The organism is Staphylococcus sp. SA22 (genome assembly GCF_054165785.1).
Genome location: NZ_JBSZQY010000011.1, coordinates 46,855 through 68,287 on the forward strand (window position 1 = coordinate 46,855; position 21,433 = coordinate 68,287).

18 protein-coding genes and 3 pseudogenes are annotated in these 21,433 nt (G+C 31.6%); 7 read left to right on the forward strand and 14 right to left on the reverse strand.

The annotated features are described in order from the left end of the window. Window positions 1-303: 303 nt before the first annotated feature. A pseudogene (locus ACXQH5_RS10095) lies at window positions 304-584 on the reverse strand (protein rep); the annotation flags it as partial. A gap of 28 nt (window positions 585-612) precedes the next feature. Beyond that, entirely contained in the window at window positions 613-1,596 is a 984-nt protein-coding gene (locus ACXQH5_RS10100; protein WP_001181106.1) for a replication initiator protein A, read from the reverse strand. Between the two features lie 425 nt (window positions 1,597-2,021). Here ACXQH5_RS10100 and ACXQH5_RS10105 point away from each other — a divergent pair, with 425 nt between their 5' ends. Further along, the gene (locus tag ACXQH5_RS10105) at window positions 2,022-2,765 is read left to right on the forward strand and encodes a DUF536 domain-containing protein (protein ID WP_000843730.1); all 744 of its coding nucleotides are present in this window, start codon (window positions 2,022-2,024) and stop codon (window positions 2,763-2,765) included. Between the two features lie 603 nt (window positions 2,766-3,368). On the opposite strand, the gene ACXQH5_RS10110 is transcribed toward ACXQH5_RS10105, so the two are convergent. Both ACXQH5_RS10110 and ACXQH5_RS10115 read right to left on the reverse strand, forming a co-directional pair. Then, the gene (locus tag ACXQH5_RS10110; RefSeq protein ID WP_000278297.1) at window positions 3,369-3,782 is read right to left on the reverse strand and encodes a universal stress protein; all 414 of its coding nucleotides are present in this window, start codon (window positions 3,780-3,782) and stop codon (window positions 3,369-3,371) included. A gap of 13 nt (window positions 3,783-3,795) precedes the next feature. Then, window positions 3,796-5,247 (reverse strand): SulP family inorganic anion transporter, encoded by a 1,452-nt coding sequence (locus tag ACXQH5_RS10115; protein WP_000229541.1) that lies wholly within the window; start codon window positions 5,245-5,247, stop codon window positions 3,796-3,798. Window positions 5,248-5,360: 113 nt separating this feature from the next. On the opposite strand from ACXQH5_RS10115, the gene ACXQH5_RS10120 reads away from it, so the two are divergent. Beyond that, the gene (locus tag ACXQH5_RS10120) at window positions 5,361-5,903 is read left to right on the forward strand and encodes a recombinase family protein (protein ID WP_000873696.1); all 543 of its coding nucleotides are present in this window, start codon (window positions 5,361-5,363) and stop codon (window positions 5,901-5,903) included. A 63-nt stretch (window positions 5,904-5,966) separates the two neighbouring features. On the opposite strand, the gene ACXQH5_RS10125 is transcribed toward ACXQH5_RS10120, so the two are convergent. Continuing rightward, a complete protein-coding gene (locus ACXQH5_RS10125; protein ID WP_001105987.1) occupies window positions 5,967-6,641 on the reverse strand; it encodes an IS6-like element IS257 family transposase in 675 nt (224 codons plus the stop codon). A 35-nt stretch (window positions 6,642-6,676) separates the two neighbouring features. Between ACXQH5_RS10125 and ACXQH5_RS10130 the strand changes: the two genes are divergently transcribed. The 3 genes from ACXQH5_RS10130 (at window position 6,677) to ACXQH5_RS10140 (ending at window position 9,211) form a co-directional block, all read left to right on the forward strand. Further along, complete coding sequence (locus ACXQH5_RS10130) at window positions 6,677-7,066, forward strand: hydroxymethylglutaryl-CoA synthase (RefSeq protein ID WP_020444595.1); 390 nt, start codon at window positions 6,677-6,679, stop codon at window positions 7,064-7,066. Between the two features lie 876 nt (window positions 7,067-7,942). Next, the gene (locus ACXQH5_RS10135) at window positions 7,943-8,686 is read left to right on the forward strand and encodes a glycerophosphoryl diester phosphodiesterase (protein ID WP_000958858.1); all 744 of its coding nucleotides are present in this window, start codon (window positions 7,943-7,945) and stop codon (window positions 8,684-8,686) included. A 96-nt stretch (window positions 8,687-8,782) separates the two neighbouring features. Continuing rightward, the gene (locus ACXQH5_RS10140; protein WP_000872606.1) at window positions 8,783-9,211 is read left to right on the forward strand and encodes a MaoC family dehydratase; all 429 of its coding nucleotides are present in this window, start codon (window positions 8,783-8,785) and stop codon (window positions 9,209-9,211) included. A gap of 45 nt (window positions 9,212-9,256) precedes the next feature. Here the strand turns inward: ACXQH5_RS10140 and mecA are convergent, their stop codons facing one another. Continuing rightward, the gene (gene mecA / locus ACXQH5_RS10145) at window positions 9,257-11,266 is read right to left on the reverse strand and encodes a PBP2a family beta-lactam-resistant peptidoglycan transpeptidase MecA (RefSeq protein ID WP_001801873.1); all 2,010 of its coding nucleotides are present in this window, start codon (window positions 11,264-11,266) and stop codon (window positions 9,257-9,259) included. 96 nt (window positions 11,267-11,362) lie between these two features. On the opposite strand from mecA, the gene ACXQH5_RS10150 reads away from it, so the two are divergent. Together ACXQH5_RS10150 and ACXQH5_RS10155 are read left to right on the forward strand one after the other, a co-directional pair. Then, window positions 11,363-12,349, forward strand: coding sequence for a beta-lactam sensor/signal transducer MecR1 (locus ACXQH5_RS10150; RefSeq protein ID WP_001549960.1), 987 nt, complete (start codon window positions 11,363-11,365; stop codon window positions 12,347-12,349). Continuing rightward, window positions 12,339-12,581: pseudogene (locus tag ACXQH5_RS10155) on the forward strand (type I restriction enzyme endonuclease domain-containing protein); the annotation flags it as partial. The gene ACXQH5_RS10150 and the pseudogene ACXQH5_RS10155, both read left to right, overlap by 11 nt. Here the strand turns inward: ACXQH5_RS10155 and ACXQH5_RS10160 are convergent. From ACXQH5_RS10160 to ssb, 8 genes and pseudogenes are all read right to left on the reverse strand, one after another. Beyond that, window positions 12,572-14,182: pseudogene (locus ACXQH5_RS10160) on the reverse strand (IS1182 family transposase); the annotation flags it as partial. The pseudogenes ACXQH5_RS10155 and ACXQH5_RS10160 sit on opposite strands and share 10 nt — an antisense overlap. Before the next feature lie 48 nt (window positions 14,183-14,230). After that, window positions 14,231-14,737, reverse strand: coding sequence for a DUF1643 domain-containing protein (locus ACXQH5_RS10165; RefSeq protein WP_001092189.1), 507 nt, complete (start codon window positions 14,735-14,737; stop codon window positions 14,231-14,233). A 14-nt stretch (window positions 14,738-14,751) separates the two neighbouring features. Beyond that, window positions 14,752-15,063 (reverse strand): DUF960 family protein, encoded by a 312-nt coding sequence (locus tag ACXQH5_RS10170; RefSeq protein WP_000700851.1) that lies wholly within the window; start codon window positions 15,061-15,063, stop codon window positions 14,752-14,754. A gap of 86 nt (window positions 15,064-15,149) precedes the next feature. After that, entirely contained in the window at window positions 15,150-15,500 is a 351-nt protein-coding gene (locus tag ACXQH5_RS10175; RefSeq protein WP_000849672.1) for an SAUGI family uracil-DNA glycosylase inhibitor, read from the reverse strand. Between the two features lie 521 nt (window positions 15,501-16,021). Then, on the reverse strand, window positions 16,022-17,650 hold the full coding sequence (gene ccrB / locus ACXQH5_RS10180) for a cassette chromosome recombinase CcrB (protein WP_001186608.1): 1,629 nt from the start codon (window positions 17,648-17,650) through the stop codon (window positions 16,022-16,024). Window positions 17,651-17,671: 21 nt separating this feature from the next. Further along, window positions 17,672-19,021 carry a cassette chromosome recombinase CcrA gene (gene ccrA, locus ACXQH5_RS10185; RefSeq protein WP_000815640.1) on the reverse strand — a complete coding sequence of 450 codons (1,350 nt, stop codon included), beginning with the start codon at window positions 19,019-19,021 and terminating at the stop codon, window positions 17,672-17,674. 233 nt (window positions 19,022-19,254) lie between these two features. Next, window positions 19,255-21,042 carry a cassette chromosome replicative helicase gene (gene cch1, locus ACXQH5_RS10190; RefSeq protein ID WP_000122620.1) on the reverse strand — a complete coding sequence of 596 codons (1,788 nt, stop codon included), beginning with the start codon at window positions 21,040-21,042 and terminating at the stop codon, window positions 19,255-19,257. Then, window positions 21,042-21,332, reverse strand: coding sequence for a cassette chromosome ssDNA-binding protein (ssb, locus tag ACXQH5_RS10195; protein WP_001036438.1), 291 nt, complete (start codon window positions 21,330-21,332; stop codon window positions 21,042-21,044). Before ssb ends, cch1 begins: the two co-directional genes overlap by 1 nt. Window positions 21,333-21,433: the final 101 nt, after the last annotated feature.

Consider the following 21,433-nt stretch of genomic DNA (forward strand, 5'->3'; position numbering starts at 1 on the left):
ATTAGCATAAAATACTTTAAAACTTCCCCATGTTTTTATAAATTCCTGCAGGGCTTTTCTTATCAAAAACTTAGAAATTTTAATTTAACTCTAAAATCTCCGTAAGAGCATAAGGGGAATTTGCTATCATTCAAAAATGATAGGTCTGGCAAAGCCAGACATTCCAAGGGTTTTAAGTAATTTTAAAGTGATATCATAAAAAGCTGTAGTGTCACACTTTTGTGACACTATATACAGTATTTGTCACAAAACTAAGACAGTACTTTTTTACAAAAAATCAATAAAAAAAGACATCAGTTATCACTAATGTCTTAAATAATAATTTTGCTTTTCGAAATTCCAAATTGCGGTAATTGAATGTGCTTTTTTTCTTCGTCTGTCGTTTTATCTTCATCACTTGTATTAATCAAATTACCATCTTCGGCATCGTCTAAGTTTAAAATTTTATGCTTTTGTTTAAGCAATCCACCATAACTCAACATACGTTTTCGATACAAACCTTTTTCTAAATCACTTAAAATTTCTTGATTTTTTTCGTCGTCATCAGTTAAAAAGTCAGATGATTTAACGGAATATTTTGATGTCTATTTGAGTGTTATAAAATCATTTGAATTATTGATTAAAGATATTATATTTTTTCATGTTTTTACGGCGCATATAAAGGGCATGTGTTTCTTCAAGTTCAGTTAGAATTGTTTGCATTAAATAAGCTTGCATTGACTTGATTGTTTCCTTTTGGCCTTTAACTCCCCTATCATGTATAGCTTTTTTAAGTCTTTTTAAAGAAGTTAATATTTCATCTTCAATGTCCTCTAACATGTAATGCATATCTTCATGCCTTGAATTAAATGATTTTTTTGCTTTAAGAATAACAGCCTTTATGATTTCTAAATCTCTATAATTATATTTTAATAAATAATTAGTTAGTTGTTCTGGGAATTCTTGCAATAGCATTTCTTTATCATCAAAATCATGTGTAAATTGATATGAATGATTTGAATGATTACTAATTTCATTTTTGAACTTTATATCATTCAAGTCATTCATATCATTATTCTCAGTATCATTAAAGTCAATGTCATTAAAGTCAGTATCATTAGTGTTCGATTTTCGAACTTCTGGACGTTCGATTTTCGAACTTCTGGACGTTCGATTTTCGAACTTCTGGACGTTCGATTTTCGAACTTCCTTCTCGCCGTAAGGTTCAACATCGTTTTCTTCTTTTTCTATTTTGTAAATATCACGTTCTGTGACAATAGGTTTCATTAAATATAGAATATTTGGTTTATTTAAACCACGTCGTTTTTGAATGAGTAGACCATCGTTTTCTAACCCTTTTTTTATTTTTGTTAATTTTTCTTTTTTACAATTTAAGATTTCCATTAGCTTTTCATTTGAATAAACAAAGTAAATGTTACCATCTTCATCAACCCAGCTATTTTTAATAGATAAATTTAAGCGATCACGTAAGATAGCATAGGCTATTTTCATATCATTAGTTAGATTTTTATAATTTTCACTGGTAAAGAATACTTTAGGGATTTGATAAAATCTTTCTTTGTAATTTTCTTGCACTGTAAAATATTGATTTTGCATGACAAAAAACCTCTTTCCATATTTTAGTTTGGTAAGAGGTAATAAAACGTTTTTATTTAGCTTTACATTTATTTAATGATTTAGGTGCTTGCACTAAGATATTATTCATTATATAATACAAGTATCGAAAATTATATAAATAAACAGTTTCTAAACGTTTTATTACCAAACCCCGACTATTACCAGTAGTTGGGGTTTTTGTTATATTAAGGTTATTATAGCACTTTAAATAAACTTATAAAAGGGAAAATATAGTTTTATCAAGGGTTTATAAACCCTTGATAAATATCATCAACCTTTCACAAATTCTTGATAAAAAGGTTGATGGATGTTTATTTTTATTTATTAATCACTTTATTATTAAGCATTATAAGCTTATAATATTTTATCAAGGGTTTATAAACATTTTATAAAGGGTTGATGATATGAAAAGTGTGAAAAAGTTGAGTGAAGAATTAGGGGTTAGTAAGCAAACGATTTTTAATAATATTAAGCGATTGAATATAGAGACAATAAAACAGGAAAACACTTCGTTTATTAAAGAAGATACCGATATAGAAAAAATCATTCAAAGAGTAAATGAAAATAAAAAGAAATATGGTTTTGAAAGTACTACTGAAGACAAACAAAAAAAAGAGTCGGATAATATTAATTTTGAATCGAAAAGCGATGCTCAAATAGTAGAAATCCTTAAAAATCAGATTGATACTTTAAATAATCAAATTGAAAAACAAGAAAGTCGTCATGAAACAACAATTGAATTTTACAGAAAAGAGTTGCAAGAAAGATCAAAATTGCTTGAAAATCAGCAAGTTCTGGCATTAGAGAGTAATAAAAAGATTCAAAAATTAGAAAATCAATTAGAAAAAGAAAAACACCTTAATTATCCCTTTGATACATCTACTAACACTAGACAAAACGTTGATGCACAAGAAAAAACATATACTACTAATCCTGTAAATATTAACCGAGATCAGGAAGAAACTAAAGAAACAGAGATTCAATATAAGGATATATCTGGAAGTCAAAGCGACGAAAGTACACAAGGTGAAGAAGCAAAAAGAGAAGACGTTCCAGCTAATCTAAATGACAATGATAGTGATATAGAAGAAAAGAGTGAAGAAACGGAACCTAAAAAGGGGTTTTGGAGTCGTTTGTTTGGTAGCTAAAATAATTGATTAGGCACTAAAAGTTATAAAATTTTAGTGCCTTTTATATAGTGAGAACTTCTGGTAATCATCGATTATGTTAATTACTGTCAGATATTAGTTGAATAAACTTCAGGAGATATACATAACTATATATAATGGAGATATTATTTTTAGTTATATTTAGCATATTTAAATAATGTTAATTTATCTGATAAAATAGCCTCACCATACTTTTCAAACCCTAAAGATTCATAGAAGTGGTAATTTCTACAATTTTTATGAGGAGTATAAACGGTCTATTTATTTTTATTAGTAAATTTTCAGAAAATCATTTTCATAGTTAATTTACCAATTCCATTATTCTGTTCATTTTGAGAAATGAAAATTTTATATAAATGTTGACTATTATGTTTTCTTTAATTTCAAATGCGCCAACTATATTTTCTTCTGAAAAAATCGTAGAGTGTTGATTTGTGGTTATATCGTGTTGTAAGTCTTCCAAAGTTTCACAATATGGACTCGTTAAATACAATAACCCAACCATAATAGAAATTTTTGGTTTTCATCTATTATTCACCCCTAAAATAAAACTCAATCCGTGAAAGGATTAAGTTAGACAGACTATTTTACAATAACAACGGGAATTTCTGAACGTTTTGCTACTTTGTGACTGACGCTACCTAACACCATTTCTTGCAAACTATTTAATCCACGTGTTCCTAAAACAATAGCTTGAAATTCTCCACTATTGGCAACTGAAACAACTGTGTCCGCAGGAACGCCATGTGCAATTTTCATTTCATATTTTACATTATGCTCTACAAATAACTCAGTGATATGAGAGAGTTTGTCTTCTCTTTCATTCGTCAAACTGGAACTTTGTTTACCATGTAAAACATCTGTTTTCGATTCCTCAACATCTACAACTGTAAGAATAGTAACAATCGTATTATCATCTATAAAATTTAAAACCTCTTTTGCTGAACGCAAACTATTCTCTGATCCATCTGCTGCTAATAAAATTGATTTATACATAAATAACACTCCTTTAGTTTAAATGATTTTCATTTAGTTGGCTTAACTCTGAAACAACTTTACGACTATCTGAATTTAATTTTTCTACACGAACAATATTATTTTTTTCTTCGAATTTTCGTACTATCGTGTCAATTGCATCTACTGCAGAATCATCCCATAAGTGTGCATTATTGAAGTTTAATTCTATGGTACTATTTTCAATCTCAAAGTTTATTTGTTCCATCATAGAATCAATAGAAACAAAAAAGATTTGTCCTTTAAAAGATAATCGGTTTATTTTACCGAACTCTTCAGAAATAACTTCTACTTTTGAAATTTTAGTAGCAAAGAATAAAGCACTGAAAACAACGCCTGCAACAACACCTAAAGCTAAATTATGCGTCATTAAAACAATAATCACTGTAATAAGCATAACGACTGCATCCGTTTTTGGTGCTTTCTTAATATATTTAAAGGAATTCCAATCAAATGTACCAACAGAAACCATAACCATAATACCTGCTAAAATTGGCATTGGAACTTGAACTACAAGTCCTCCAAGTACAATAATCATAAATATAAGTACAATACCCGCTGTAAATGTAGACAATCTACTGTTTGCACCTGATTTAACATTGATGACGGATTGACCAATCATGGCACAACCTCCCATGCCACCGAATAATCCGGTAATCATGTTAGCGATACCTTGACCACAGGACTCTCTATTTTTACTACTATAAGTGTCTGTAGCATCGTCTACAATTTTAGCTGTAAGTAAGCTCTCAACTAAACCTACAATAGCCATAGATAAAGAGTAAGGGAAAATAATTTGAAGAGTTTCTAAATTAAAGGGAACATTAGGGATTAAAAAGTGAGGGAAAGCTTGTTTGATATTACCTAAATCTCCCACAGTTCTAACGTCAGAACCTGTATACATATAAAGGGCAGTCAATACGATAATAGCTATTAATGGTGCAGGTATAGCTTTAAAAAATCTTGGAATTATATATACGATGAGTAACGTTACAATTACATATATATAAGTTGAAATTGATATCCCAAAGATATGTTCTATTTGAGACATAAAAATCATGATTCCTAGAGCATTCACAAAACCAATCATGACTGAATGAGGTATAAACTTCATTAAACGACCTACTTTAAGAAGACCTAAAATCAATTGAATGATTCCCATTAGTATAGTAGCAGCTAGTAAGTACTCTACACCATGGTCTTTAACAAGTGGCACAACTAGTAAGGCTACAGCCCCTGTTGCACCTGATATCATTGCTGCTCTACCACCTACAACAGCTGTAACAACAGCAATAATGAAAGAAGCATATAAGCCAACCATTGGATCTACACCAGCAATAATTGAGAATGCGATAGCTTCAGGGATTAAAGCTAAGGCAACTACAATACCTGCAAGTATGTTTTTACCAGGCTGGTTAAGCCATTCATATTTTAATTTTTCAACCATAACTTACTCTCCTTTTTATTTAATTATATGGTAAAGTATAACAGAAAAGTTTCATATGTATACCCCTTAATGAAACTTTGTGTTAAACTTTAGCTACAGGGTGGTGCAATTAAATGAAATACGGTTATATTAGACCCGTTACAATAAACGACGATTTAAATGAACAAAAAAAGAAAATAGAAACTCATACAAATGAAATTGTTGAAGAAATTCATGCTAATAATAAGAAGAGGAATATATTAGATGTTCTTTTAAATGAAAAATTAGTTCCTGGAGATATGTTATACGTTACGGATTTATGTATTCTTGCAGATTCTACGAAACATTTAGTAGATATATTAGATTATCTTTCTCAGGAGGATATATCTTTATATGTTATTAATTTAAATCGTTATATTTATAAAGACATCAAAGGTGAATTTATAGAGATATTACATGATATCACAGACTTTCAAAGTGATATTGTTAAATTTAGAACTCGTGTAGGATTAGAGAATTATTCAAAAGATGGAAAAACTTTAGGAAGACCAAAGCGAGATGATAAAAATCTTAGAGATGCTATTGAAATGTATATGAGCAAAAAATACACTTTAGATGAGATAAAAGAACAGACAAACATAAGTAGGGCAACTTTGTATCGTCATCTAGATAAATAAGAGGTGGTTCTGTTGCAAAGTAAAAAATATAGCTAACCACTAATTTATCATGTCAGTGTTCGCTTAACTTGCTAGCATGATGCTAATTTCGTGGCATGGGGAAAATCCGTAGATCTGAAGAGACCTGCGGTTCTTTTTATATAGAGCGTAAATACATTCAATACCTTTTAAAGTATTCTTTGCCGTATTGATACTTTGATATCTTGTCTTTCTTACTTTAATATGACGGTGATCTTGCTCAATGAGGTTATTCAGATATTTCGATGTACAATGACAGTCAGGTTTAAGTTTAAAAGCTTTAATTACTTTAGCCATTGCTACCTTCGTTGAAGGTGCCTGATCTGTAATTACCTTTTGAGGTTTACCAAATTGTTTAATGAGACGTTTGATAAACGCATATGCTGAATGATTATCTCGTTGCTTACGCAACCAAATATCTAATGTATGTCCCTCTGCATCAATGGCACGATATAAATAGCTCCATTTTCCTTTTATTTTGATGTACGTCTCATCAATACGCCATTTGTAATAAGCTTTTTTATGCTTTTTCTTCCAAATTTGATACAAAATTGGGGCATATTCTTGAACCCAACGGTAGACCGTTGAATGATGAACGTTTACACCACGTTCCCTTAATATTTCAGATATATCACGATAACTCAATGCATATCTTAGATAGTAGCCAACGGCTACAGTGATAACATCCTTGTTAAATTGTTTATATCTGAAATAGTTCATACAGAAGACTCCTTTTTGTTAAAATTATACTATAAATTCAACTTTGCAACAGAACCGTATTATGGAATAGAGATGTTGGTAACATTTATACAGGATCATTATACTTAAGTTTAATTTCGTTATTACAGAACCACACATTCCAACCAGAAGAGAAAGTATGTCTATTTAGTTATGGTTCAGGAGCAGTAGGAGAAATCTTTAGTGGTTCAATCGTTAAAGGATATGACAAAGCATTAGATAAAGAGAAACACTTAAATATGCTAGAATCTAGAGAGCAATTATCAGTCGAAGAATACGAAACATTCTTTAACAGATTTGATAATCAAGAATTTGATTTCGAACGTGAATTGACACAAGATCCATATTCAAAAGTATACTTATACAGTATAGAAGACCATATCAGAACATATAAGATAGAGAAATAAACTAGTGGCCGATTGTGCTTGATGAGCTTGGGACATAAATCCTAACTCGAAATAAATAAGCATATCACTAAACTGATTTTTTAAAGTTTACAGTGATATGCTTATTTTTTTATCTTACGATTTTGTACGTGCATGCTTGCCTAGGGGTATGGCTCGAGCCATTAGTCTCTCGCACATACTATTCCCTCAGGCGTCAGCACTTACAAAATCGGTTGTAATTTTCATTTTTATACGCATTCTTACTGAGATTATACTAATAAGAGGAATAGTAAAAGCAATTCTAAGTAAAATTGCAGATAAGAGGTTTGTTAAAAGCAGTTCTAAGTAAAATTGCAGATAAGAGGTTTGTTAAAAGCAGTTCTCAGTAAAATTACAGATAAGAGGTACGTTAAAAGCAGTTCTAAGTAAAATTGCAGATAAGAGGTTTGTTAAAAGCAGTTCTCAGTAAAATTGCAGATAAGAGGTACGTTAAAAGCAATTCCATGCAAAATTGCTGATAAGGGGTAAGTTAAAAGCAGTTCTCAGTAAAATTGCAGATAAGAGGTACGTTAAAAGCAGTTCTAGGCAAAATTGCAGATAAGAGGTGCGTTAAAAGCAGTTCTCAGTAAAATTGCTGATAAGGGGTAAGTTAAAAGCAATCCTAAGTAAAATTGCAGATAAGGGGTACAGAAAAACTAGACTTGATTACAAAATGGAGCTTGGGACATAAATGATTTTTTAAAAATGAGATGAGACGTAGATTAACTCCATAATCAATACGAATCTATCGACTTCTTTATTTATGATATTCATCTCTTTTTAATGGAAATAAAAGTGCGATTAATGTGATAATACAGTTACGTTAATTAAAAAAATAAAAATGCAAGGAGAGGTAATATGCTAACTGTATATGGACATAGAGGATTACCTAGTAAAGCTCCGGAAAATACAATTGCATCATTTAAAGCTGCTTCAGAAGTAGAAGGTATAAACTGGTTGGAGTTAGATGTTGCAATTACAAAAGATGAACAACTGATTATCATTCATGATGATTATTTAGAACGGACTACAAATATGTCCGGGGAAATAACTGAATTGAATTATGATGAAATTAAAGATGCTTCTGCAGGATCTTGGTTTGGTGAAAAATTCAAAGATGAACATTTGCCAACTTTCGATGATGTAGTAAAAATAGCAAATGAATATAATATGAATTTAAATGTAGAATTAAAAGGTATTACTGGACCGAATGGACTAGCACTTTCTAAAAGTATGGTTAAGCAAGTGGAAGAACAATTAACAAACTTAAATCAGAATCAAGAAGTGCTCATTTCAAGCTTTAATGTTGTGCTTGTTAAACTTGCAGAAGAAATCATGCCACAATATAACAGAGCAGTTATATTCCATACAACTTCGTTTCGTGAAGACTGGAGAACACTTTTAGATTACTGTAATGCTAAAATAGTAAACACTGAAGATGCCAAACTTACTAAAGCAAAAGTAAAAATGGTAAAAGAAGCGGGTTATGAATTGAACGTATGGACTGTAAACAAACCAGCACGTGCAAACCAACTTGCTAATTGGGGAGTTGATGGTATCTTTACAGACAATGCAGATAAAATGGTGCATTTGTCTCAATAGAAAGTTAGAGGTGAGTCTTACGTTTCAGTGACGGTAGACTTACCTTTAACATGTTACATACTAAAAAATTAATTTGAATAAGAAAGAGAGACATATATGAAATACGATGATTTTATAGTAGGAGAAACATTCAAAACAAAAAGCCTTCATATTACAGAAGAAGAAATTATCCAATTTGCAACAACTTTTGATCCTCAATATATGCATATAGATAAAGAAAAAGCAGAACAAAGTAGATTTAAAGGTATCATTGCATCTGGCATGCATACACTTTCAATATCATTTAAATTATGGGTAGAAGAAGGTAAATACGGAGAAGAAGTTGTAGCAGGAACACAAATGAATAACGTTAAATTTATTAAACCTGTATACCCAGGTAATACATTGTACGTTATCGCTGAAATTACAAATAAGAAATCCATAAAAAAAGAAAATGGACTCGTTACAGTGTCACTTTCAACATACAATGAAAATGAAGAAATTGTATTTAAGGGAGAAGTAACAGCACTTATTAATAATTCATAATAAAACAGTGAAGCAACCATCGTTACGGATTGCTTCACTGTTTTGTTATTCATCTATATCGTATTTTTTATTACCGTTCTCATATAGCTCATCATACACTTTACCTGAGATTTTGGCATTGTAGCTAGCCATTCCTTTATCTTGTACATCTTTAACATTAATAGCCATCATCATGTTTGGATTATCTTTATCATATGATATAAACCACCCAATTTGTCTGCCAGTTTCTCCTTGTTTCATTTTGAGTTCTGCAGTACCGGATTTGCCAATTAAGTTTGCATAAGATCTATAAATATCTTCTTTATGTGTTTTATTTACGACTTGTTGCATACCATCAGTTAATAGATTGATATTTTCTTTGGAAATAATATTTTTCTTCCAAACTTTGTTTTTCGTGTCTTTTAATAAGTGAGGTGCGTTAATATTGCCATTATTTTCTAATGCGCTATAGATTGAAAGGATCTGTACTGGGTTAATCAGTATTTCACCTTGTCCGTAACCTGAATCAGCTAATAATATTTCATTATCTAAATTTTTGTTTGAAATTTGAGCATTATAAAATGGATAATCACTTGGTATATCTTCACCAACACCTAGTTTTTTCATGCCTTTTTCAAATTTCTTACTGCCTAATTCGAGTGCTACTCTAGCAAAGAAAATGTTATCTGATGATTCTATTGCTTGTTTTAAGTCGATATTACCATTTACCACTTCATATCTTGTAACGTTGTAACCACCCCAAGATTTATCTTTTTGCCAACCTTTACCATCGATTTTATAACTTGTTTTATCGTCTAATGTTTTGTTATTTAACCCAATCATTGCTGTTAATATTTTTTGAGTTGAACCTGGTGAAGTTGTAATCTGGAACTTGTTGAGCAGAGGTTCTTTTTTATCTTCGGTTAATTTATTATATTCTTCGTTACTCATGCCATACATAAATGGATAGACGTCATATGAAGGTGTGCTTACAAGTGCTAATAATTCACCTGTTTGAGGGTGGATAGCAGTACCTGAGCCATAATCATTTTTCATGTTGTTATAAATACTCTTTTGAACTTTAGCATCAATAGTTAGTTGAATATCTTTGCCATCTTTTTTCTTTTTCTCTATTAATGTATGTGCGATTGTATTGCTATTATCGTCAACGATTGTGACACGATAGCCATCTTCATGTTGGAGCTTTTTATCGTAAAGTTTTTCGAGTCCCTTTTTACCAATAACTGCATCATCTTTATAGCCTTTATATTCTTTTTGTTTTAATTCTTCAGAGTTAATGGGACCAACATAACCTAATAGATGTGAAGTCGCTTTTCCTAGAGGATAGTTACGACTTTCTGTTTCATTAGTTGTAAGATGAAATTTTTTTGCGAAATCACTTAAATATTCATCCATTTTTTTAACGGTTTTAAGTGGAACGAAGGTATCATCTTGTACCCAATTTTGATCCATTTGTTGTTTGATATAGTCTTCAGAAATACTTAGTTCTTTAGCGATTGCTTTATAATCTTTTTTAGATACATTCTTTGGAACGATGCCTATCTCATATGCTGTTCCTGTATTGGCCAATTCCACATTGTTTCGGTCTAAAATTTTACCACGTTCTGATTTTAAATTTTCAATATGTATGCTTTGGTCTTTCTGCATTCCTGGAATAATGACGCTATGATCCCAATCTAACTTCCACATACCATCTTCTTTAACAAAATTAAATTGAACGTTGCGATCAATGTTACCGTAGTTTGTTTTAATTTTATATTGAGCATCTACTCGTTTTTTATTTTTAGATACTTTTTTTATTTTACGATCCTGAATGTTTATATCTTTAACGCCTAAACTATTATATATTTTTATCGGACGTTCAGTCATTTCTACTTCACCATTATCGCTTTTAGAAATATAACTGCTATCTTTATAAACTTGTTTGAAATTTTTATCTTCAATTGCATCAATAGTATTATTAATTTCTTTATCTTTTGAAGCATAAAAATATATACCAAACCCGACAACTACAACTATTAAAATAAGTGGAACAATTTTTATCTTTTTCATCAATATACTCCTTATATAAGACTACATTTGTAGTATATTACAAATGTAGTATTTATGTCAAAATAATGTTATAATTTTTGTGATATGGAGGTGTAGAAGGTGTTATCATCTTTTTTAATGTTAAGTATAATCAGTTCATTGCTCACGATATGTGTAATTTTTTTAGTGAGAATGCTCTATATAAAATATACTCAAAATATTATGTCACATAAGATTTGGTTATTAGTGCTCGTCTCCACGTTAATTCCATTAATACCATTTTACAAAATATCGAATTTTACATTTTCAAAAGATATGATGAATCGAAATGTATCTGACACGACTTCTTCGGTTAGTCATATGTTAGATGGTCAACAATCATCTGTTACGAAAGACTTAGCAATTAATGTTAATCAGTTTGAGACCTCAAATATAACGTATATGATTCTTTTGATATGGGTATTTGGTAGTTTGTTGTGCTTATTTTATATGATTAAGGCATTCCGACAAATTGATGTTATTAAAAGTTCGTCATTGGAATCGTCATATCTTAATGAACGACTTAAAGTATGTCAAAGTAAGATGCAGTTCTACAAAAAGCATATAACAATTAGTTATAGTTCAAACATTGATAATCCGATGGTATTTGGTTTAGTGAAATCCCAAATTGTACTACCAACTGTCGTAGTCGAAACCATGAATGACAAAGAAATTGAATATATTATTCTACATGAACTATCACATGTGAAAAGTCATGACTTAATATTCAACCAGCTTTATGTTGTTTTTAAAATGATATTCTGGTTTAATCCTGCACTATATATAAGTAAAACAATGATGGACAATGACTGTGAAAAAGTATGTGATAGAAACGTTTTAAAAATTTTGAATCGCCATGAACATATACGTTATGGTGAATCGATATTAAAATGCTCTATTTTAAAATCTCAGCACATAAATAATGTGGCAGCACAATATTTACTAGGTTTTAATTCAAATATTAAAGAACGTGTTAAGTATATTGCACTTTATGATTCAATGCCTAAACCTAATCGAAACAAGCGTATTGTTGCGTATATTGTATGTAGTATATCGAGCTTCACATGAAACAGCTAAAGAAGCTTTGGGCGATAAAGAGTTAAGAGCCATTGCACATGAGTTAACTAAAACAGTTAAGGATAACATGAGTGTTGATTGGTCTAAACGAGACAGTGCTAAAGCTAAAATGAGAGTTCAAGTTAGACGCCTATTAAAGAAATATGGCTATCCACCAGATCTTCAAAAAATGGCTGTGGAACAAGTTGTAGAGCAAGCAGAATTAATGGCAAGTCAGCAATAAAAAAATAAATCATAATGAGTCCGGGACATAAAGTTCTTGGATAAGTGAAAAAAGACAATTTCTATTGAAATAATATAGAAATTGTCTTTTTTATAAATTTTTTGATTATTTTCAGCTCGTTGAGCTACTACTTTTCTTATATTAAGTGCCATTAATACAAAACCAAGTTCTCTTTTGACTTTATTGAGTCCTCGGACAGACATCCGAGTGAAACCCAAAATAGCCTTCATAAATCCAAAAACAGGTTCCACATCAATTTTTCTTTGACTGTAGATATTTTTTGTTTCTGGTTCTGAAAGCTTTTTGTTAATTTGGGATTTAAAATATTCCCAGTTATAATTCTTCATTATTTTTTTGTTTGTTTTTGAATTGAAGTTCATACATTGATTTTTCAGAGGACATTCTGAACAATCATCACATTCATATAATTTGAAGTCTCGCTTATAACCATACTTATCATGACGATAGGCATATCTTTTAAAACCTAGCCGTTTATTATTCGGACAAATGAATTCGTCATTAATTTCGTCATAGTTCCAATTTTGAGTATTAAAGATGTCACTTTTATATTTTTTAGTTTTATCTTTTATAAACATTCCATATGTTATGAGTGGCGTTCGATTAAAGTCATCTATAATTGCCTTATAATTTGATTCACTACCATAACCTGCATCAGCTACAATATATTCAGGTAAATGACCGTAGGTCTCTTGAATTGAATTTAAAAATGGAATCATCGTTCTAGTATCCGTTGGATTTTGATACACATTATAAGATAAAACAAATTGGGAATTTGTTGCTATTTGTAAATTATACCCTGGCTTAAGTTGTCCATTTTTCATGTGATCTTCTTTCATTCTCATAAATGTCGCATCATAATCTGTCTTAGAATAACTATTTCTATCCTTTAAAATAGATTTTTGAAATTCGTATCGATACTTTCGCTCAAAATAATCATTGATTTGCTTTTTGTATTTTTTGATTTTAGTTCTTTTGAGACGTATTTGTTTTCTTGTTTTAGTACATTTTTCATTGTTGATATGTTGGTTTAAATCTTCGATTTCTTTATCTAAGTGACTACCAATCAAATCTATTTCTTCTTTTGTTAATTCATTATCATGATCTTCTTTAATTTCCGGTATGATTTTATTGGTTACCAATTCATGGTAGAGGGCTTTAGAATCCTCATTCATCTTTGATTCATGGTTTTGAATACTCTTTTTCCATACAAATGTATATCGATTGGCATTTGCTTCAATTTTTGTACCATCAATAAAAATAGCTTTATCATCTATAAGATTTTGTTTTACACACTGACTGTAAAATTGAATAAATAAAGATTCTAATAAAGCATCTACTTTTGGATTTACTCTAAATTGATTAATTGTTTTATAAGAAGGTTTTTGATTTTGTGATAGCCACATCATTCGGATGCTATCATTAAGCATTTTTTCTATTTTACGACCTGAGAATACAGATTGTGTGTAGGCATATAGAATCACTTTTAACATCATTTTAGGATGGTACGAAGTTGCACCACGGTGATGTCTGAATTCGTCGAATTCATTGTCAGGAATTGTTTCAACAATATCATTTACAGTAAAACGATGTTGATTTGTTTTGTTTCCATATTGACCTCCATGTATTTGCTATGATTTCAAAATCCATTTTTGACGTGCCTTAGGGTTGAGTGGATGCATAATTTCATTTGTTACTGGATTGATGAGCTTTTTTACTTTCTTTTTATGAGGTTTTAACATTTCCATCACTTGTTCGACACGGTCGATAACAACTGGTCGCTTCGCATAGGCACCATAAGCAAGAATCACTGTGTCACTTTCACTAATCGCTTTCATCAAATGAATATCAGTGTGCTCATCGTATGGATTTTTGATATGTTTGAGGTTTTCGGGTGTTCTAATATTAGAGAATAGATTTACAAGATATACAGCACCGTATCGTTCTGAATTGGCTAATTGGTTGAGGATAAGAACAGTTGTGAGATCGAGTGATAATACACCGTCTAAATGAGGATACATCGTTATCACTGTGCATGCAGCTTTCTTTTCATCCCATGTTTTCTTGAGTAAATAGCGGTGCTGTTCATCATCGCTAAATATGGCTTCTGTGTGTATCGTACTTTTGATTGTATTCATCATCGTCACTTCCTTTAGTATTCTTCTGGTAAAAGCATCACATAATAAAAAGCGTCCACGTCATCTTCACGAATGACGTAGACTTTCTTAGGTAATGCATTTTGATTTTTTTCATAGTTTGTATAGTGATATTCCAATTTGTATGTGGGTTGTTCTTGTTCATGTGTGATTGAGAGTATATTCTCATCTTCTTGTAATTTAAAAATGTGTAGGTAATCTGTATGAGGCTGGTTATCTTTTTTTTCTACCATGTGCCAAAGTAAGATTTGAAGGTCTAGTGGAATACTTTCATTAATTCCTCTTGTGATGTATCGATTGATTTTCATGCTATTTCCCTCCCTTCTGCTTTTCTTTCATGATGTCGATGATTTCGTTGATAACTGTGACGGATAATTGAGCAACTATGATCCAATTATTCATGGTCCTGACCTCCTTGTTTTAGTAAATGACGTTCATCAATAATGATATTTTGAGTATCTGTAAGGTACAGAAAGTCCATGTCAAAATGGTCTAAGTATCCGACACTGATGAGTTGGTTATTGGCATACATTAGAAATGGATAGATACTTAGCTCATGTAGTTCATCATTATAGTAGGTATAAGTCTCGAGTGTGAGATGTACCAGTGGAGAATCATTAATAAAACGTTCCGGTAGAATATTTTCTGCTGCTTCCTCCAGCGCTTCACATTCCCAAGCTTCGTTATTAGATAGTTGGAATAGGTGGGTTATATATTGTTTGAGTTCTTGAGTGATGGTTTTCATATTATTGCCTCCTAGATAGTGTAATAGTGATGTAGTTCATATACATCATTGAGATAATATATATTTGATTTGTCATTTATTACGAATCCCGGTGGGAATAAGAGAAAATTCCATATAAAAACCCGCTACAAACGTTGGTATGCCAAGGAAATCCTGAAATTCCGCCTATTTTGACAAACAATCAACTCATTATTTATAAGTATTGATGATAGGGTTGTGTCTCTGCTTCCTTATATATATTATTTATTTATAAAAAGTAACGGGATTTTGGGATTGTGCTTGCACAATCCTTCTGTTTCTTCGAATCTGCAAATCCCAATCATTTCCCGATAAAAAATCATTGTGGGATGTTCTTTAGCAATTTCAATATAAGCATTGTATAGTTATGAAAAAATTACGACAATAACTGTTTCATTAGATAAGTGTTATTGAAATTGATAAAGAGCAATTCTTGAAAATAGTTAGATAAAATAAGCGAAAGAATATAGTGAAAATTATTGTTATAACAATGATTCTATTAGCTAAATAGTAAGATATAGTGTTTGGGGCAAAAATAAAGACGAAGTGCTGAGATGCACTTCGTCGAGTTGTTTATTATTGAAAAGTTGTTTAATGATTTCGTTATTAAGTTTGAGTGTGACATAGAATTGTTTTTTATGATTACCATCTTTTTTAATATCAATGCGATCAATCACTGATAGATACAATGCTTTGAGTCGAGATTTTTCTATGTGCTTAATATCATGAAAGATGTGTTGTAATAGTTTACTGATTTCTTTGGCATCAAATAAAGTCTTATCTTCATTTTGTTGATTTTTGAGTTGGTTGATTTGATTCGTAATGTCATTGAGTTGCTTTTCATATTTTTGAATACTTGGTCTGATTACTGATGTTAAGTCCGGATTATCCTCGATGGTTTTAATCAAGTTATTTATTTTGATTTGTACTTCATCATATTGTTGTTGCTTATAAGCAATATCGTGATGAAGTGCAGCGCCATCAACTTGATTTTCTTGATTGACGTGTGTTACTACGCGTTGAATGACTTTATCACTTTTGACTATTTCAAGTATTTGCTTCATCACATAATCTTCAATCACATCAGCTCTTACACTGTTTGCCGAACATACTTTGGAACCCTTGTTCCGAAAATTACTACATGAATAGTAACGAATACGTTTCTTAGTCCCGTCTTTAAGAGTATTCGTGGTATTGCTTGCTGCCATAGGTGCGCCACATTGGGGACAGTGAATAATGCCTGTAAGCAGATTCGTTCCTTTGCCATGGACTTGGGGTTTTTGACTGACTTGTTTCTTACGCATTTGTACTTTATCCCATAAATCTTGATTAATAATGGGGGAATGCTTACCTTCAGCTATCACTGGTTTATCATTCAGCCCTTTACGACGTTTTTCACTCCAATCTTTGTATTTCGCAAATTGAATTTTGCCGATATAGAAAGGGTTAGCTAAGATGTATGTGATTGAACTAATACTGAAAGGTTTCCCCTTTTTAGTGACATATCCTTTGTGATTCAATGCATTGGCAATTTTACGATAGCCATGTCCTTTGGCATAGCACTCGAATATATATTTTACAATATTAGCTTCATGTTGGTTAATCATTAGCTCGTGTTTACTATCTGGTATTTTGTCATAACCTAGTGGTAAATTGCCTTGATAATAGCCTTCTTGGGCACGTCTCGTTTGACCCATAAATACGTTCTCGACAATGTTATTACGTTCGAATTCTGAGAAACTCGCAAGTATCTGTAACATGAGTTTACCAGAAGAAGTATTGACTTCCATACGCTCTGACAAACTGAAAAATTCGACATTTTGTTTGTGTAAATCTTCGACAATTTTGAGAAGATCAGATGTATTACGAGCTAATCGGTTTGTTTTGTATACCATAACACAGTCGATATTGCCTTCTTTTGCATCTTTCAACATACGTTGGAGCTCAGGTCTGTTCATAGATTTACCTGAAATACCACGGTCAGCGTATATATCTTTAACTTCAAAATGATGGAAGTCACAGTATTCTTTGATTTGATTGATTTGTCCGTCGATACTATAACCTTCTGTGCTTTGCATTTCTGTTGATACACGTACATAGATACCGACACGTTTTGTTTTAAGTTGTTGCATTATGTTACATCCTTTCTTCATTTATGCAATCGATGATTGCATGGTTTGATTGACAATATTGAGTGGTTCATTTTTGAAATAGATTCCTATAAGATTTTTATCTTTCGTAATGTGAATGGTTTCAATATAGGGGTACAATATGTTTAACGTGAAACGTTTTTGAATAATATTTTGAATGATGTGTTGTATTTGATGCCCATTGATAGATGTAGTGCGTTGCGGTTGTTGACGTAATGATTGTGTTTGCTCTCTGAACGTTTCTGCATCAATGATGCCTTGTGCCAACTTTTCTATCAGTTGTTCTTGAGTCAATGTGTGATGTTTTTCTATGTTTCTTTGTCTTTTGATGCGTTTGTCAATCGCACTTTTAATTTTTGTGTAGATGCGTTGATTTTGATAAAAGTCTCGGCACACTTCTAATACTTTATCTTCAAGTGTTTGTGCATTGATGCCTTTAAAATCACAGACAAAGCGTGAAGCATTCATGTTTTTAGGACAGACGTAGTAACGTAATGTATGATTCTTTTTTCTAATGGTCATATTTGTAAGTGTTGCATTACAACATGGGCATTTGATTTTTTGTTTGAGTTGATTATCCGAAGGTGTCTGTTTGGTTTGTTTTTGCAATCGAAGTCTCTGCGCTTGCTCATATATACTTGTGGAAACAATAGAAGGAAACATATTGTCGAATTGGCCATATTGATTGTTGACACGACCACAATAATTAGGATTGATGATAATGTTACGAACTTGATAGGGTTGTCGATTGATATACGTGTTATCTTCTTCTAATAACTGTGCAATTTTCTTATAACCATGACCTTTAATGTAATAATTGAATACAGCCTTTACCGTTGGTGACTCATTTTGATTGATGATGAATGTTCCGTTGTGATATTCGTAACCAAAAGGTGCATGTGTTGTAATCAATCGACCTTGCTTTGCTTTTTCTTGAAGCCCATTTCTGACTTGTTCTCCAATGTTATCCGATTCAAGTTCGGCTAAACTGATGAAGATATTAAGCTTGAGTCGGTCGAAAGCTTGATCCATATCAAAGTAACCATCATGTACGCTTAAGATATGAACATGGTACGTTTGACATAATTTGATGAGTTTTAATGCATTTTTCAGATTACGATGCAACCTATTAAGACGATAACAGCATAATATGTCACACTGTCCTTGTTGAATTAATTGTGTTATTTGTCGATACCCACTACGATTATCTTTGCGACCTGATTGTTTGTCGCTATAAAAGTTGATATGTTGAATATGATGTTTTTCGGCTATTGCTTCGATAGCTTGTTTCTGTGCTGCAAGAGATTGTTGTTTCATCGTACTTTGACGTAAATAGCCTATGACTTGTTTCATATCGGCTCCTCCTTTCACAGTGATAATATATATTTATGGATGAATTGATATATAAGCCCAACATCAATGAGATGTTGGGCGTCCATATTAGTCATTTGTTTGATTGATTTCTTCAATTACCAAATCGGCTAATATCTCGATAAGTTCATCCATGTTTTTCACTCCGTTATTTGTTCTATCTTCAATACGTCGATTATTCAGTTTGATGCTTCACAGTTGTATGATAAAGACAATTAGAAATCTTCGTGAACTCCTGAAGGGCCTATCCCTTCATTAGCGGATTTAAAAAGTTCTTTCGCAGCTTTGTTATCATTTGACGGTGTCCAATTTTGAAGTAACGACTTATCTTTAGTTAATCCGAGGATAGATGCAAACTCTACATCTAATTTTAGATGGTAAAATACAAGTGATTGTTTTTTACCGCTATTATCTTTGACACTTCTTTTAGTTGTTTGGCGTCCACGGTCAGCTAATATGAAACCTTTATCTCTTAAGGCGTTGACAACATTATTAACATCTTGAAATTGATGATTGTTTAGCATCTGTTTAAAAACGTTCGCAATTATTTTTACTTCGATATGGTCATCTTTTAATGAGATTAATCCATAGTTCTCAAACATATTTTTCAAAGCACCTTCATCTGAAAACTTACCTCTGTTTTGTGCCACAAATTGAATGATGACATCAATAGCTTTATCAGCTAATGAGCGTTCAGAGACTGTATGAGTATGATAATCAATAAAGTAGTCTCTTATATTAGCGATATCAATATCTGTAGATAAAACACGACCTAATATTTTCGCAGATGTTGTAATGACTGCATAACGCTTAAACATACGAATACCTGTATTGTTTGTTTCATCTTTCAATTTAGCTTCAAACCAATCTACTTCCTTGTAAAACCATTGAATAACTTCATCTTCACGATTTATAAGATATTTAGCTACTAACGGTAAAACATGACCATAGTTTAGTGCTACAGCTTTTTTAATATTGTCAGCATTGGTCGCATTTGTAGTGAATTGTTCATTAATCTCGATGGTTCTTACACGTAATCCATCGTTTTGAGCTGAATCATTAAAAATACTGTATTCTGACGTTGAAATGACAGAAGTACCCCAATTCTTAGGCGTTTTAACTTCTCCATGAACGTTTGAACGTTGACGACCTTGACCTTCAGCGATGGAATATAACAAACCCGTGGTATCTCTAAGTGTCGTAGATGAAAGCTCATCAAATACTATAGGAATGCCATAATTGTTACTCAAATAACCTTCAAGTGCGTTTCGTGTGGCATTCCAACTTCTAAAAAGAGTTTCATTACCTTTGGTAGGGTTACCAGCGACTGATACAGCTAAAGCAGCTGCGGTTGACTTACCGGTTGAGGATTGACCTGTAAAACTAAAGAGAATTCCTGCAAATTCGATTTCATGTTTATGCTTCAGAAAACTTGTCACTAAGGCAGAAATCCCAAATATGACTGCCAATTCTAAAAGAAGATGACCTTTAACCTCGTCAATATACATGTTAAACCAATTATCAAATGTACCTTTAGGAGTTAAGTCATAAGCACTATCTACAATAGGGTATGAAGGTGAGGACTGATTAAATTGAATAGATTTGAGAACTTTATCTAGCGATATCAAGTAGCCAAAAGGTGTCTCTAGTATACCTACACCCTCATATAATTCAGAAAGTGGTAATCTATCTCGCATCAATTGCAAGGCATAACTCAATGATCTAATATACTTCTCGTTAATACTGTAGCCATATTTAATTAAAGAAGGTAAGTTTCGTGTTGTTAAGATATCAGACTCAAAAATGTCTTTTTTACCATTGTTGTTAGTAATAATCAACTTTTCAACACCAGTAATTGGATCAGAAAATCTTGCATTAACAATAATAGGGCTAGCCATTCTAACCACTTTTTCACTGTCACCATCTTTTTTAGGTGGTATCGTTTCTTTCCAACCGAAGGAATCTAAAGCAAATGGGCCAATTTCAAACAATGTGTAACTCATTAGCAATCACCTCCTTTCGAAGGCGTGCTATTATTGCATGGGTTTATCCCTATTTTCTGATATAATAAACTGCCATTTTTTGTTCCTACAATTTTAAATGGTAATCCTGGCGTGTACTTAATCCAGTAAGCAAAACGACGTCCTACTTCACGTTGATCATTCGTGCTACAAACCACATTATATTTCTTTCTTAATTCACCATAAGTGAACGTACTTCCAACTGGTTGTTGAAAAGATTTAGCAATTATAAAATTATAAAGCTTTTCTTGCTGCTTAGATTTCTTATTCATTTTAAAATTCCTCCAATAATTTTTAAGGAGTCAATCAATATCATATAGGTTAAACTATCTTCAATTGATTGCTATAATAAGCATAAATGAAGCATTATGAT

Excerpts from the sequence above, each read along its gene's own strand:
- ACXQH5_RS10140 (WP_000872606.1), top strand. The coding sequence starts at position 8,783 with ATGAAATACGATGATTTTATAGTAGGAGAAACATTCAAAACAAAAAGC.
- ACXQH5_RS10165 (WP_001092189.1), bottom strand. The coding sequence starts at position 14,737 with ATGAATACAATCAAAAGTACGATACACACAGAAGCCATATTTAGCGAT.
- ACXQH5_RS10110 (WP_000278297.1), bottom strand. The coding sequence starts at position 3,782 with ATGTATAAATCAATTTTATTAGCAGCAGATGGATCAGAGAATAGTTTG.
- ACXQH5_RS10100 (WP_001181106.1), bottom strand. The coding sequence starts at position 1,596 with ATGCAAAATCAATATTTTACAGTGCAAGAAAATTACAAAGAAAGATTT.
- ACXQH5_RS10175 (WP_000849672.1), bottom strand. The coding sequence starts at position 15,500 with ATGAAAACCATCACTCAAGAACTCAAACAATATATAACCCACCTATTC.
- ccrA (WP_000815640.1), bottom strand. The coding sequence starts at position 19,021 with ATGAAACAAGTCATAGGCTATTTACGTCAAAGTACGATGAAACAACAA.
- cch1 (WP_000122620.1), bottom strand. The coding sequence starts at position 21,042 with ATGAGTTACACATTGTTTGAAATTGGCCCATTTGCTTTAGATTCCTTC.
- ACXQH5_RS10120 (WP_000873696.1), top strand. The coding sequence starts at position 5,361 with ATGAAATACGGTTATATTAGACCCGTTACAATAAACGACGATTTAAAT.
- ccrB (WP_001186608.1), bottom strand. The coding sequence starts at position 17,650 with ATGCAACAACTTAAAACAAAACGTGTCGGTATCTATGTACGTGTATCA.
- ACXQH5_RS10135 (WP_000958858.1), top strand. The coding sequence starts at position 7,943 with ATGCTAACTGTATATGGACATAGAGGATTACCTAGTAAAGCTCCGGAA.
- ACXQH5_RS10115 (WP_000229541.1), bottom strand. The coding sequence starts at position 5,247 with ATGGTTGAAAAATTAAAATATGAATGGCTTAACCAGCCTGGTAAAAAC.
- ACXQH5_RS10125 (WP_001105987.1), bottom strand. The coding sequence starts at position 6,641 with ATGAACTATTTCAGATATAAACAATTTAACAAGGATGTTATCACTGTA.
- ACXQH5_RS10170 (WP_000700851.1), bottom strand. The coding sequence starts at position 15,063 with ATGAAAATCAATCGATACATCACAAGAGGAATTAATGAAAGTATTCCA.
- ssb (WP_001036438.1), bottom strand. The coding sequence starts at position 21,332 with ATGAATAAGAAATCTAAGCAGCAAGAAAAGCTTTATAATTTTATAATT.
- ACXQH5_RS10105 (WP_000843730.1), top strand. The coding sequence starts at position 2,022 with ATGAAAAGTGTGAAAAAGTTGAGTGAAGAATTAGGGGTTAGTAAGCAA.